The following is a 12,825-nucleotide window of genomic DNA, read 5'->3' as shown; positions in this document are numbered from 1 at the left end:
CATGGGGCTCCGCTGCGGCATCCCTGCCGCAGAGGGTCTGTTTTTCGATACCTACCTATTCCCAATAAGCTCGTTGCCTCACAATAGAGCTGTTTCCATCTCAAATTCATAAGGATATTGACGCATGGTGAAGTTACGCTAGAATTCCCGTTTGAATCAAACCAAATAAAGGAAACCTATCATGATCACCCTTCACACTAATTTTGGTGACATCAAAATCCAGCTAAATGAAGAAAAAGCACCAGAAACAAGTGCTAATTTCCTGCAATATTGTCGTGATGGTTTTTATGACAACACCCTTTTCCACCGTGTTATTGACGGCTTTATGATCCAGGGTGGTGGTATGACATCTGGCCTGAAAGAAAAAACCAGTCGTGCCCCTATCAAGAACGAAGCGAACAACGGCCTGAGCAACAAGATCGGTACACTGGCTATGGCTCGTACCATGGAACCACATTCAGCAAGTTCTCAGTTCTTTATCAACGTAAATAACAACACCTTCCTGGACTTTAAATCAGAAAGTCTGGATGGCTGGGGTTACTGTGTATTCGGCGAAGTGGTTGAAGGCATGGACGTAGTGAACCAAATTAAAGGTGTAAGCACGGGTTCTATGGGTATGCACCAGGATGTACCACTGGAAGAAGTTATCATCACCGGTACAACTATTGAAGAATAATTTATAATTATCGTCATCCCTGCCTTCGCAGGGATAACGATGTAAAAAGGGATGACAATACTATAAAGGCCATCATGACCACTCTATTTATCTCTGATCTGCACCTTACCCCTTCCCGAACTGATATTACTGAATGCTTTATCCGTTTTATGCGTGAAGAAGCCGCCAAAGCTGACGCACTTTATGTCCTTGGTGACCTGTTTGAATTCTGGATTGGGGATGATGATAACAGTCCGTTCAGCCGCTTAATAAAAGCAGAATTCAAAACACTAACCGGCAGTGGTGTCCCCTGTTATTTTGTGCATGGTAACCGGGATTTTCTGGTGGGAAAACGATTCGCTAAAGACACCGGTGTGACTCTACTGGATGAGGTCTCAGTGATCGACCTCTATGGAACCAAGGCCGTCGTCCTTCATGGTGATACCTTATGCACCGACGACCATAACTATCAGGAGTACCGTAAAAAGGTTCATCAGCCCTGGCTGCAATGGGTATTCAACCGGCTACCGCTTTTTATTAAAAAGAAAATTGTTTCAAAAGCTCAACAGGATATCGGCAAAGACAAGCAAAGAAAGTCTCTGGACATCATGGATGTCAACCAATCTGAAGTGGAAAAAGTCCTTTCTGACACGGGAACATCTGTCATGATTCATGGACACACCCACCGACCTTACATCCATAAAATCAATAAGATAGGCACACAAAAGACCCGTATAGTTCTGGGTGACTGGTATGAACAGGGGTCTGTCCTTGTCTGGAAAAAAGATCAGTTTAATCTTGAACGCCGCAACTTTGACTCGACATCTGAGAGTGACTGAAGAAACCTGCTCAATATCATAGTATTTTAGACTGAACGCTCTATTATCATAAGAGTAAGTACTCTTTTATATTAACGTTATTGATTGAAATGAAATATTCTTATGTTGCACGTCAGCCTATACTCGATCGCGATAGGAAAATGCTCGGTTACGAACTTCTGTTTCGAGACGGCCCGAAAAACACCTTCCCGGAAATAGAGCCGGAACGAGCCACCAGCATTCTGCTTTCTGAACAATTCTTTGGCCTGGATTATAATACGATTGGTAATAAAATCGGCTTTGTTAATTTTCCTTACCAGAGCCTTATCAATCAGATCCCGACGCTCTTCCCCAAAAAGAAAATTGTGGTAGAAATACTAGAAGACTGTGCACCGACGGAAGAGCTTCTCGATGCCGTCAAGCAACTCAATGTCAAAGGGTATAAAATGGCTTTGGACGATTTTGTCCCCAGCCCGGAATGGATTCCTTTTCTACCGTTTATTCACCTGATCAAATTTGATATTCGTATTGTTCCGATTCATAAAGCGGTAAAATTTATTAACCGCCTGAAAGACACTAAAATCGAATTTCTTGCCGAAAAAGTCGAAACTTACGAAGAGTTCCACCAGGCCAGAGAAGCAGGATTCCACTACTTTCAGGGCTATTTTTTCAGTAAGCCGGAAATACTCCAACAGAAGGCGATTGACCCCTCTTTTCTGACTGTCGTTCAGTTATGTAAAGCGATCTCTAAAAGTGAAGTGGATTATGACGAAGTAGAACGAATCATTTCTGTGGATGTATCACTCTCATACAAGCTGCTGCGTTACGTCAACTCCTCGAGCGCTATTTCTTCCAAAATCAGCTCGTTTCATCAGGCCTTGGCCTATCTGGGTGAAGAAAGACTGAAAAAGTTTGTTTCTCTTGTCGCTATCGCAAACGTACAAGAAAACAAGCCCGAGTTTCTTTATGTCCTGTCTATCTTACGTGCTAAGTTTTGCGAATTATTGCTCTCTAAAGTGCAAAAATCAGCAGACAAGAGTCAGGGCTTTCTTACCGGAATGTTTTCTCTTCTGGATTCCATTCTGGATCAGCCACTGGACATCATCGTTGAGTCTATTCCGGTGGATAATGTTATTAAACAAGCCCTTTTACACCACAAAGGAATCCTTGGCGATATACTTAGCTTATATATCGCCTATGAACATGCAGACTGGGACACAGTTAGTAAGTTAAGTGATAAACTAGGCACGTCTTCTGAAGATCTCCTCGACTGTTACGAGCAGTCGACCATCTGGGCAGAAGAGCTGTGTAATAATTGATTCTATAATCACGAATATCGAGTGTCTGAATGTCTTTATCATTATACCCTGAAGGTTCTCTGTGCCCTTGTGGCAGTAATAAACCCTATAGTAACTGCTGTCTGCCAATTCATACCGATCATAAAAATGCCGTGGTACCAGAGCAACTGATGCGAGCCCGCTACTGCGCGCATGTGTTAAAGCTGCCAGATTTTGTTATTTCCACTTACCACCCTTCCTGCTCTGCGGAGTCCGAACGAGAAGGTATTATCGAGTCGATCAATCTGGATTGGATAAAGCTGGAAGTTCTGGATACACCAACGCCACAAGACACTGAAGGCTTTGTTGAGTTCAAAGCCTACCTTCAGGATGAAGACACCATTCAATGCATGCATGAAAGATCGCGCTTTGTAAAAGAGAACGGTCTCTGGTACTACATTGACGGTGCATTTCCTGAGGAACCAACAGTATCTGAGCCGCAAAAGCCACATGCAGCAGCCCCGAAAGTTGGCAGAAACGATCCCTGTCCATGTGGTAGTGGAAAGAAATACAAGAAGTGTTGTGGTTAAAACATCAGTACCTTTGAATCTACTGACAAGTGTTCCGCCAGATAATCCACCAGCAGCCGCACCTTTGCAGAAAGGAGGCGGTTCTGTGGATAAAGCGCCCATACACCCTCTCTGGTGTCACGGTACGGCGAAAGTACTTCCACCAGCTCCCCTGAGGACAAGTATTTACGGACATAATAATCCGGTAATTGTGCCATCCCCATCCCCCGCAGAGCGGCATCAAGAAGTACAACACCACTGTTACAGCTAATACTTCCTGTAACTTTTATCGAGCGGGAGTGGCCACTTTCCCTGAACCGCCAGTGGTCATAAGTCCCCACCAGGCATTGGTGGTGCGATAATTCAGACAAAGTATAAGGCACACCAAAACGATCCAAATATTCCGGGGTCGCACAGACATACAACTGGCGATTATCCAGCTTGCGGGCAATAAAACTCGAATCATCCAACTGTCCCAGACGGATGGCAACATCCACGCCCTGCTCTATCAGATCGAGTTTCTGGTTAGTTAATACCAGTTCCAGTTCCAGTTGTGGATGTTCCTGTAAAAGCTGATGCAGCAGAGGCGCGATTTTATGCTCTCCGTAAGTGACCGGTGCGGTTACCTTTATCTTCCCCTGTGGAGTCTGCTGCATTTCTGTGACCGTACGCTCAGCCTGCTCGAGTCCTTCGATTAATAACCGACACTGCTGGAAATAACTCTGCCCGGCTTCAGTCATCGATACCTTACGGGTCGTACGTAAAAGCAGTTTAACGCCAAGCCTTTCTTCCAGCACCGCAACCCGCCGGCTGACATTCGCAACAGAGGTCGATAGTCTTAGCGCTGCCTGAGTAAAGCTCCCGCTTTCGACGACAGCAACAAACTCATTAACCCCTTCCCAATTTGCCATACATACCATTTATTATTACATCAGTGTAAAAGTCATTCTTATTTTCCCCTAATTATCATTAAAAAGCGAGTAACTATACTAGGTGACTAATGCAAGGAAACACCTATCGGTTGCATAACATCCGCTGCCGGTACTTAAAGATACAGACTAAAATTAGAAGGAAAGGCTCATGGCTGAAGACAAGTTTATCAAATCACGTGCTGCTGTTGCGTGGGGACCAAACCAACCACTGAAAATGGAAGAAGTAGATGTCATGCTGCCACGCAAAGGCGAGGTGCTGGTTCGTATCGTTGCGACAGGTGTTTGCCACACTGATGCTTTCACGCTTTCTGGTGATGATCCGGAAGGTATCTTCCCGTCAATCCTGGGCCATGAAGGTGGCGGTATCGTTGAAATGGTTGGTGAAGGTGTCACCAGCGTAGAAGTCGGCGATCATGTTATCCCGCTATATACCGCTGAATGTGGCGAGTGTAAATTCTGTAAATCCGGCAAAACCAACCTGTGTCAGGCTGTTCGTGAAACTCAGGGTAAAGGTCTGATGCCAGATGGTACCACTCGTTTCTACAAAGACGGCGAGCCAATCTACCACTACATGGGTTGTTCAACCTTCTCCGAATATACTGTCCTGCCTGAAATCTCATTGGCAAAAGTGAGCAAAGAAGCGCCTTTGGAAGAGATCTGTCTTCTGGGCTGCGGCGTGACCACCGGTATGGGTGCAGTAATGAATACGGCTAAAGTTCAGGAAGGCGATACCGTCGCTATCTTTGGGCTGGGTGGTATTGGCCTTTCAGCCATTATTGGTGCTCGTATGGCCGGGGCTGGCCGTATCATCGGTATCGACATCAATGAAAGTAAATTTGAGCTGGCAAAACAGCTGGGCGCTTCCGACTGTATCAACCCACAACACTATGATAAGCCTATTCAGGAAGTGATTGTTGAGATGACGGATGGTGGCGTAGATTATTCATTTGAATGTATCGGTAACGTAAACGTCATGCGTCAGGCACTGGAATGCTGCCACAAAGGCTGGGGCGAGTCTGTCATCATCGGTGTTGCCGGTGCGGGTCAGGAAATCTCTACTCGTCCGTTCCAGCTTGTGACGGGTCGCGTATGGCGTGGCAGTGCTTTCGGTGGTGTTAAAGGCCGCTCAGAGCTTCCGGGCATTGTTGAACAGTACCTGGCTGGTGAATTTGGTCTACAGGAATTCATTACTCATACCATGAAACTGGACGACATCAACGATGCTTTCGAATTAATGCATGCCGGTGAAAGTATCCGTTCCGTCGTACATTTCGAGCAAGCGGAGACAGAATGAGTATCACTAACCCAAGCTTAACGAATCTCAGTAAAGCAAAGGTTTTTGACGGATGGCACAAGCAGTATCAGCACCAGTCAGAGGTGCTGAACTGTGGAATGCGTTTTGCCATTTATCTGCCACCGGAAGCCACGCCGGAGAATCCGGCTCCTGTGCTTTACTGGCTGTCAGGCCTCACCTGTACTGATGAAAACTTTATGCAGAAAGCAGCGGCGTTTCAGAAGGCTGCTGAACTGGGTATCGCCATTGTAGCTCCGGATACCAGCCCGAGAGGTGAAGATGTACCGGACGATCCTGAGGGAGCTTACGATTTCGGTCTTGGTGCCGGGTTTTATCTCAATGCCACCCAGGCTCCATGGAAAAAGCACTATCAGATGTACAGCTATATCGTGGATGAGCTGCCAAAGTTAGTGGAAGATCACTTTCCTGTCAGTGGGCAAAAAGCGATTTCCGGGCACAGCATGGGCGGACATGGTGCATTAACCATCGGCATCAAAAACCCGGAGAAATATACCTCTATCTCTGCGTTCAGTCCGATCTGCCATCCGATTATCGTGCCATGGGGACGAAAAGCATTCCGCCACTACTTAGGGGAAGACTCGGCTCAATGGGCTGAATACGATGCTGTTGAACTGCTGAAGTCCCGCCCGGCCAACCTACCTATGCTGGTGGATCAGGGGGATGCGGACACATTCCTGAGAGGGCAGCTTTTACCGGAAACACTGGAAGAAGCCGCGAAAGAAGCTGGAGCTGAGCTGACGCTGCGTATGCATTCTGGTTATGACCACAGCTATTTCTTTATTCAGAGCTTTATTACTGAGCACCTTGAGTTTCATGCGCGGTATCTGAAAGAGAAGTAGCCGCTTTAGAGCCGGTATACATTCCCACACAGAAGTGAGGGTACAAAAAAATCACCACCGTGAGGTGGTGATTTTTTTGGGTTTAATGCCCTACTTATGTCTTTCTTTCAGCTTATTAATCACATCATTCAGTGACAAGCCCTGATCCTGAAGCAGTACCAGTAGATGATAAATCAGGTCTGCAGACTCACAGACTAATTCCGCCTTGTCGCCCGACGTTGCCGCAAGCGCGACTTCAACACCTTCTTCGCCCACTTTTTGCGAAATACGTTTGGTGCCACGAGCGTAGAGGCTGGCAGTATAGGAAGATTCTGGGTCCGCATTTTTTCGTTCCCCAAGAAGAGATTCAAGTTGATGAAGCCAAACCAGCTGAGACTCTTCCTGCTTATCACCATCAAAACAGGTCGTCGTACCCAGATGACAGGTAGGGCCAATTGGATTTACTTTTACCAGCAGCGTGTCATTATCACAATCGAGTGCGATATTTTTCAGTTGAAGTACATTGCCGGACGTTTCGCCCTTAGTCCACAGACGCTCTTTGGTGCGGGAGAAAAACGTCACCTGACCAGTGTTAGCGGTTTTTTCCAGCGCCGCCTCATTCATATACCCCATCATCAGAACCTGGCTGGACTGAAAATCCTGAACGATTGCCGGAACCAGACCGTCGACTTTATCCCAGTCGATACGACCAATAATACTTTCTACTTCAAACTCGTTTGCAGCTTCACTGCTCATAACCGAATCTCCACACCTTCTGCTTTCAAATACTGTTTTAGCTCGCCAATATTAATGACTTGTTTATGGAATACTGATGCTGCCAGTGCGCCATCAACATTCGCTTTCTTATAGGCTTCAGCAAAGTGCTCCATTGCACCTGCGCCGCCAGAGGCAATCAGAGGCACATGACATACTTCACGCACCATATTCAACTGCTGAATATCGTAACCGTTACGAACGCCATCCTGGTTCATCATGTTAAGTACGATTTCACCAGCGCCACGCTTTTGCACTTCCTGCACCCAGTCACGGGTTTCCCATTTAGTCGCTTTAGTGCGCTCTTCATCACCGGTAAACTGGTATACCTGATATTTACCTGTTTCAGCATCAAAATAAGAGTCAATACCGACTACGATACACTGCACGCCAAACTTGTCGGCAAGCTCTGTGATAAGCTCAGGATTCGCCAGCGCCGGAGAGTTAATCGACACCTTATCAGCGCCAAATTCAAGGATACGGGCTGCATCCTCAGCAGACTTAATGCCACCTGCTACACAGAAAGGAATATCGATCACTTCTGCTACCCGGCTTACCCAGCTTTTATCAACCACACGGCCATCAGAAGAAGCGGTGATATCATAAAACACCAATTCGTCTGCACCCTCTTCCGCATAACGCTGCGCCAGAGGCACGATATCACCGATGATTTCGTGGTTACGGAACTGAACCCCTTTTACTACCTGTCCGTCACGTACGTCCAGACAAGGAATTATTCGCTTTGCCAGCATTGAAATGCCTCCTCTGCGGTAAATTTTCCATCTAACAGTGCGCGGCCAACAATGACACCTGATACGCCAGTGCCTTTAAGCGCTTCAATATCAGTCAGAGAACCGATGCCGCCAGATGACTGGAACTGTACCTGAGGATACTGTTTGCACAGGTCAACATACAGTTCTACGTTAGAACCGGCTAGTGTGCCGTCACGGGAAATATCCGTACACAGCACATGTTTCAGGCCGACTGTCAGGTAATCGTCAATCAGATCTTCAATGGTGACACCTGAGTCTTCCTGCCAGCCAGAAATAGCCACTTTGCGCGTACCGTTTTCATCAATATTGATGTCCAGCGCCAGAACAATTTTCTCTGCGCCGTATTTTTCCATCCAGCCTTTTACCATTTCAGGCTGTTTTACCGCGGTCGAGCCAATCACAACACGCTGTGCACCTGCGTTCAGCAAATCGGCTACGTCCTGCTCACTGCGAACCCCGCCGCCAATCTGAATATTCGCAGGAGTGCTTGCCAGTAGTTTGGCAATCAAATCCAGTTGACGTGCACTGGTGTCTTTCGCGCCAGTCAGGTCAACCAGGTGCAGCCAGCCCGCGCCAGCCTGATGATAAAGGTTAAACTGCTCTGCCGGATCAACCTTGTATTCCGTTACCTGTCCGTAATCCCCCTGAAACAGGCGGACTACCTGACCTTCAATTAAGTCTAATGCTGGAATAATCACTTAAATTTTCCTTTTAATCAGAATACAGGACGGTCGCAAGCTCCCTTACAGAGCGGACGTAAACGTCCTTAAGAATTCAGAAATAACCATAATTTTTGGATTCTGTAATCTCAAAGCGAAGCGTTCTGTGTTCTAAAATCCTTACAACTCTAAAAAGTTCTTAATGAGCTTTGAGCCCGCTTTACTTGAACGTTCTGGGTGGAACTGCACGCCGTAGTAGTTGCCACTCTGGATCGCTGCCGAAAACGGATTACCGTATTCGCAGGTACCGATCGTATAATCGCCTGCCGGCATTGCGAAGCTGTGTACAAAGTAGAAATACTCGCCTTCTTCGATGCCTTTAAACAGCGGGTGGCCGGCTTTTGCAGTAACTGTGTTCCAGCCCATATGTGGCAAAGGCAGATCGCCAGTATCCATCAGCTTCACTTCACCTTCACACAAGCCGAGACATTCGACGACCTCGTCTGCTTTAGAGCCTTTTTCCTGCGACAGTTTGCCCAGCAGCTGCATACCCAGACAGATACCCAGCAGCGGCTTTTCTACCTTCTTAACCAGCTCAATCAGGTCGCGTTCCTGCAGGTTTTGCATCGCTTCACTGGCAGTACCTACGCCCGGCAGGAACAGTTTATCGGCGGCTAACACCACTTCAGGATCTTTCGATACCACAACCGTATAACCCAATCGCTGAATCGCAAATTTTACCGAAGAAACATTGGCACAGCCGGTATCAATAATAACAACTTTCTGATTTTCCATATCCGTGTGGCTCCTTACAATACGCCTTTACTGCTTGGCAGTTCGTTGCCTTCTACCTTAATCGCCTGACGCAACGTGCGGCCAAAGGCTTTAAATAGGCTTTCAATGATATGGTGATCATTTTCACCGGCTGAAGACAGGTGCAGTGTACAGGCAAGAGTATCGGTTAGTGAGCGGAAAAAATGCTCAACCATTTCCGTCGACAAATCGCCAACCATTTCACGACTGAACTCAGCCTCAAACTTCAGATAAGGACGTCCGGACAGGTCCAGTGCACACTGAGCCAGACACTCATCCATCGGCAGGCTGAAGCCAAAACGGCCAATACCGCGCTTGTCACCCAGAGCATCTTTCAGAGCCTGACCCAGAGCCAAAGCCGTATCTTCCACTGAATGGTGATCATCGATATGCAGATCGCCTTCCACTTTGACTTTCATCTGAAAACCGCCGTGAGTCGCGATCTGATCCAGCATGTGATCGAAGAAACCAAGGCCAGTAGCAATATCGTTACCGCCCTGTTCATCCAGATTTACAGATACGCGGATATCGGTTTCTTTGGTAGTACGAACCACTTCTGCAACACGAGCTTTTGGAGCGGTCAGATCTTTCAGGATTTCACGCCAGCCCATTGTTTCAGGATTATATTGAATGCCGCGAATCGCCATATTCTCTGCCAGTTGCAGATCCGTTGGGCGGTCACCAATCACTACTGACGTTTTAAAATCGACCTTACCACTTTGCAGGTAGTCTTTTACCATGCCCAGCTTTGGCTTGCGGCAGGTGCAGTTATCTTCTTCAAAGTGCGGACAGATAAGTACGTCGTCAAATTTCACGCCCTGAGATTCAAAAATATGCATCATCAGGTTATGCGGCGCATCGAAATCGTCCTGCGGATAACTGTCTGTGCCCAGCCCGTCCTGATTGGTTACCATCACCAGACGGTATCCGGCATCCTGAAGAGCCAGAAGACTTGGAATAACGTACGGTTCAAATTGAAGCTTATCTAAGCGGTCGACCTGAAAATCAACCGGCGGCTCGACAATCAGCGTTCCGTCACGGTCGATAAAAAGAATTTTTTGTTGGTTGCTCACATCTCTATCCTTATGCTAACTGGCCGCGAATGAATGCCGCCGTTTTTTCGCACTCTTCCTGATTACCAATACTGATACGTACGCAATCTTCTATCGGAGAATTACGCAGAATAATGCCGCTATCCCAGGCGGCCTTAAACAGTGCATCCCCATCAGGGAATTTCACCAGCAAATAGTTACCCCAGCCATCGAATACCGTCACACCATTCAGTTGAGACAGTTCCTGCTTAAGATAAGCACGATTAGCATTCAGCGTCGCAACCTGCTCTTTTGCTCTGGCAAGACCCGATTCAGACAACGCCTGCACTGCAATATCGGTAACCGGAATTGGCACAGGGTAAGGGGCAATAACCTTAAGCAGTACATTGATCAGTGATTCATTGGCTAAGGTAAAGCCACAGCGAAGACCAGCCAACGCAAAGGCCTTAGACAGCGTACGCAGAATAGCCAGGTTCTCGTATTTCTCTAGTAAATCGACGGCAGACGCTTCCAGACAAAAATCGATATAAGCTTCATCCATCACGACAATCGCGCGATCTTTGGTCATCTCAAGCAGAGAAATAATATCTTCACGCTTTACCAGATTACCCGTTGGGTTGTTCGGGCTGCATACATATACCAGTTTGACGTTATCCAGATTCGCCTGAATACCATCCAAATCCAGTTGCCAGTCTGCCGTCAGCGGAACCGTTTTACGTTCCACGCCAATCGTTTCTGCACTGATAGCGTACATACCGTACGTTGGCGGGCAATAAAGAATCGCGTCTTCTCCCGGCTCGCAGAACGCACGGATCAACAGTTCGATACCTTCGTCCGCACCGCGAGACGTCAGTGTCTGCTCCGGCTTAACACCAGCATAAGCAGCATAAGCATTGATAAGCGCTTCCGGCTGACATTCACTGTAACGGTTCAGACGGTCAAACGTCAGGGAATATTCATTGTTAAATGGGGATTCATTGGCATTCAGCCAGACATCACCACTGCCACCGATACGTCTTGCCGAAAGGTAAGGCGTCAGTTCCTGCACCTGTTTACGGGCAAGCTTCTCCATCCTTATTCTCCTTTCTCAAGCGCTTCAACACGGATGGTTACCGCACGTTTGTGCGCATCCAGTCCTTCGGCTTCAGCCATAGTCACAACCGTCGGAGCCAGACCTTTCAGGCCATCAGCACTCAGTTCCTGCACCGTCATACGCTTCGAGAAATCGGCCAGTCCAAGGCTTGAATACGTACGGGTATAACCATAAGTCGGCAACACATGGTTAGTACCAGACGCGTAATCACCAGCGGATTCAGGAGACCAGTCGCCTAAGAAAATAGAACCGGCATTGTCCAGCTCGGGCAATAGTGCGCGAGGATCGCGGGTCTGAACAATCAGGTGCTCAGGACCATAGTAGTTAGAAATCGCGACACACTGTTCGATAGAGTCAGCGATCACAATCAGACTGGAAGCCAGCGCCTTTTCTGCAATTTCAGCACGAGACAGCTCTTTCAGCTGAGCCTGAACTGCATCCGCCACCCGTTCACCCAATTCAGCAGAAGGTGTGACCAGTACAACCTGAGAGTCCGGGCCGTGCTCAGCCTGACTCAGCAAGTCAGCGGCGATAAAATCTGCTTTCGCACTGTCATCAGCAATAACCATGACTTCAGACGGGCCTGCTGGCATATCAATCGCCGCACCACGGAAATCATTGCTTACCTGACGTTTTGCTTCTGTCACATACGCATTGCCCGGGCCGAAGATCTTATCCACCTTCGTTACGGTTTCTGTTCCGTAAGCCATCGCTGCTACCGCCTGGCCACCACCGATGTTATACACTTCGTCGATGTTACATAGCTTAGCCACATACAGAATTTCATCAGCAATAGGCGGTGGTGAACACAATACGACTTTCTGGCAGCCGGCGATCTGAGCAGGTACGCCCAGCATCAGAACCGTTGAAGGCAGCGGCGCACTACCACCCGGAATGTACAGGCCCACTTTATTAATAGGGCGAGTCACCTGCTCACACACCACACCCGGCTGAGTTTCTACTTTTACCGGCTGAGGAATTTGTGCTTTGTGGAACAGAGAAATATTGGTGTAAGCCTGCTCCAGAGCCTGCTTCATTTTCTCTGACAGACGCTCTGAAGCGGCGTCAATTTCTTCCTGTGAAACACGAATCGACTCAGGACGCACGCCGTCAAACTTTTCGGTAAGCTCAAGCAAGGCATTATCGCCCTGAGTTCTTACTTTATTAATAACGTCACTAACGGCTGCGGTAATATTTGCGCCTTCAGTGATCGCCGGACGCTCAAGAGCAGATTCTCTCTGCTCTTCAGTCAGTGATTGCCATACAACGCTCTTCAT

At 47.6% G+C, this 12,825-nt stretch carries 14 protein-coding genes; 6 read left to right on the top strand and 8 right to left on the bottom strand.

Features of this window, described 5'->3' with window-relative positions; genetic code table 11:
- Positions 1-181: 181 nt before the first annotated feature.
- The 4 genes from DI392_RS06950 (at position 182) to DI392_RS06935 (ending at position 3,340) form a co-directional block, all read left to right on the top strand.
- Positions 182-676 carry a peptidylprolyl isomerase gene (locus DI392_RS06950; RefSeq protein ID WP_109319183.1) on the top strand — a complete coding sequence of 165 codons (495 nt, stop codon included), beginning with the start codon at positions 182-184 and terminating at the stop codon, positions 674-676.
- Positions 677-750: 74 nt separating this feature from the next.
- Positions 751-1,494, top strand: a complete 744-nt coding sequence (gene lpxH / locus DI392_RS06945) for a UDP-2,3-diacylglucosamine diphosphatase (protein WP_109319182.1) — start codon at positions 751-753, stop codon at positions 1,492-1,494.
- An 89-nt stretch (positions 1,495-1,583) separates the two neighbouring features.
- Positions 1,584-2,792, top strand: a complete 1,209-nt coding sequence (locus tag DI392_RS06940) for an EAL and HDOD domain-containing protein (protein ID WP_109319181.1) — start codon at positions 1,584-1,586, stop codon at positions 2,790-2,792.
- A gap of 29 nt (positions 2,793-2,821) precedes the next feature.
- Complete coding sequence (locus tag DI392_RS06935; RefSeq protein ID WP_109319180.1) at positions 2,822-3,340, top strand: YchJ family metal-binding protein; 519 nt, start codon at positions 2,822-2,824, stop codon at positions 3,338-3,340.
- Here the strand turns inward: DI392_RS06935 and DI392_RS06930 are convergent.
- Positions 3,337-4,230, bottom strand: coding sequence for a LysR substrate-binding domain-containing protein (locus DI392_RS06930; protein ID WP_109319179.1), 894 nt, complete (start codon positions 4,228-4,230; stop codon positions 3,337-3,339). The two genes, DI392_RS06935 and DI392_RS06930, sit on opposite strands and share 4 nt — an antisense overlap.
- Positions 4,231-4,399: 169 nt before the next feature.
- Between DI392_RS06930 and DI392_RS06925 the strand changes: the two genes are divergently transcribed.
- The gene (locus tag DI392_RS06925; protein WP_109319178.1) at positions 4,400-5,545 is read left to right on the top strand and encodes an S-(hydroxymethyl)glutathione dehydrogenase/class III alcohol dehydrogenase; all 1,146 of its coding nucleotides are present in this window, start codon (positions 4,400-4,402) and stop codon (positions 5,543-5,545) included.
- Positions 5,542-6,405, top strand: a complete 864-nt coding sequence (gene fghA, locus DI392_RS06920; protein ID WP_109319177.1) for an S-formylglutathione hydrolase — start codon at positions 5,542-5,544, stop codon at positions 6,403-6,405. The genes DI392_RS06925 and fghA overlap by 4 nt, the downstream gene beginning before the upstream one ends.
- Positions 6,406-6,495: 90 nt before the next feature.
- Here the strand turns inward: fghA and hisIE are convergent, their stop codons facing one another.
- From hisIE to hisD, 7 genes are all read right to left on the bottom strand, one after another.
- Positions 6,496-7,140 carry a bifunctional phosphoribosyl-AMP cyclohydrolase/phosphoribosyl-ATP diphosphatase HisIE gene (gene hisIE, locus DI392_RS06915; protein WP_109319176.1) on the bottom strand — a complete coding sequence of 215 codons (645 nt, stop codon included), beginning with the start codon at positions 7,138-7,140 and terminating at the stop codon, positions 6,496-6,498.
- Complete coding sequence (hisF, locus tag DI392_RS06910; protein ID WP_109319175.1) at positions 7,137-7,910, bottom strand: imidazole glycerol phosphate synthase subunit HisF; 774 nt, start codon at positions 7,908-7,910, stop codon at positions 7,137-7,139. The genes hisIE and hisF overlap by 4 nt, the downstream gene beginning before the upstream one ends.
- Positions 7,892-8,629 carry a 1-(5-phosphoribosyl)-5-[(5-phosphoribosylamino)methylideneamino]imidazole-4-carboxamide isomerase gene (gene hisA, locus DI392_RS06905; RefSeq protein WP_109319174.1) on the bottom strand — a complete coding sequence of 246 codons (738 nt, stop codon included), beginning with the start codon at positions 8,627-8,629 and terminating at the stop codon, positions 7,892-7,894. Before hisA ends, hisF begins: the two co-directional genes overlap by 19 nt.
- A 141-nt stretch (positions 8,630-8,770) precedes the next feature.
- A complete protein-coding gene (hisH, locus tag DI392_RS06900; RefSeq protein WP_109319173.1) occupies positions 8,771-9,385 on the bottom strand; it encodes an imidazole glycerol phosphate synthase subunit HisH in 615 nt (204 codons plus the stop codon).
- Between the two features lie 14 nt (positions 9,386-9,399).
- A complete protein-coding gene (gene hisB / locus DI392_RS06895; protein ID WP_109319172.1) occupies positions 9,400-10,476 on the bottom strand; it encodes a bifunctional histidinol-phosphatase/imidazoleglycerol-phosphate dehydratase HisB in 1,077 nt (358 codons plus the stop codon).
- Between the two features lie 10 nt (positions 10,477-10,486).
- Positions 10,487-11,527, bottom strand: coding sequence for a histidinol-phosphate transaminase (gene hisC / locus DI392_RS06890; RefSeq protein WP_109319171.1), 1,041 nt, complete (start codon positions 11,525-11,527; stop codon positions 10,487-10,489).
- A 2-nt stretch (positions 11,528-11,529) separates the two neighbouring features.
- On the bottom strand, positions 11,530-12,825 hold the full coding sequence (hisD, locus tag DI392_RS06885) for a histidinol dehydrogenase (protein ID WP_109319170.1): 1,296 nt from the start codon (positions 12,823-12,825) through the stop codon (positions 11,530-11,532).

This window comes from Vibrio albus, from assembly GCF_003144035.1.
In the GTDB taxonomy this organism is placed as follows: Bacteria; Pseudomonadota; Gammaproteobacteria; order Enterobacterales; family Vibrionaceae; genus Vibrio; species Vibrio albus.
This window is presented reverse-complemented; position numbering and strand designations above follow the sequence as displayed.

Coding starts and splice junctions, on each gene's coding strand:
- DI392_RS06950 (WP_109319183.1), top strand. CDS start 182: ATGATCACCCTTCACACTAATTTTGGTGACATCAAAATCCAGCTAAAT.
- lpxH (WP_109319182.1), top strand. CDS start 751: ATGACCACTCTATTTATCTCTGATCTGCACCTTACCCCTTCCCGAACT.
- DI392_RS06940 (WP_109319181.1), top strand. CDS start 1,584: ATGAAATATTCTTATGTTGCACGTCAGCCTATACTCGATCGCGATAGG.
- DI392_RS06935 (WP_109319180.1), top strand. CDS start 2,822: ATGTCTTTATCATTATACCCTGAAGGTTCTCTGTGCCCTTGTGGCAGT.
- DI392_RS06930 (WP_109319179.1), bottom strand. CDS start 4,230: ATGGCAAATTGGGAAGGGGTTAATGAGTTTGTTGCTGTCGTCGAAAGC.
- DI392_RS06925 (WP_109319178.1), top strand. CDS start 4,400: ATGGCTGAAGACAAGTTTATCAAATCACGTGCTGCTGTTGCGTGGGGA.
- fghA (WP_109319177.1), top strand. CDS start 5,542: ATGAGTATCACTAACCCAAGCTTAACGAATCTCAGTAAAGCAAAGGTT.
- hisIE (WP_109319176.1), bottom strand. CDS start 7,140: ATGAGCAGTGAAGCTGCAAACGAGTTTGAAGTAGAAAGTATTATTGGT.
- hisF (WP_109319175.1), bottom strand. CDS start 7,910: ATGCTGGCAAAGCGAATAATTCCTTGTCTGGACGTACGTGACGGACAG.
- hisH (WP_109319173.1), bottom strand. CDS start 9,385: ATGGAAAATCAGAAAGTTGTTATTATTGATACCGGCTGTGCCAATGTT.
- hisC (WP_109319171.1), bottom strand. CDS start 11,527: ATGGAGAAGCTTGCCCGTAAACAGGTGCAGGAACTGACGCCTTACCTT.
- hisD (WP_109319170.1), bottom strand. CDS start 12,825: ATGAAGAGCGTTGTATGGCAATCACTGACTGAAGAGCAGAGAGAATCT.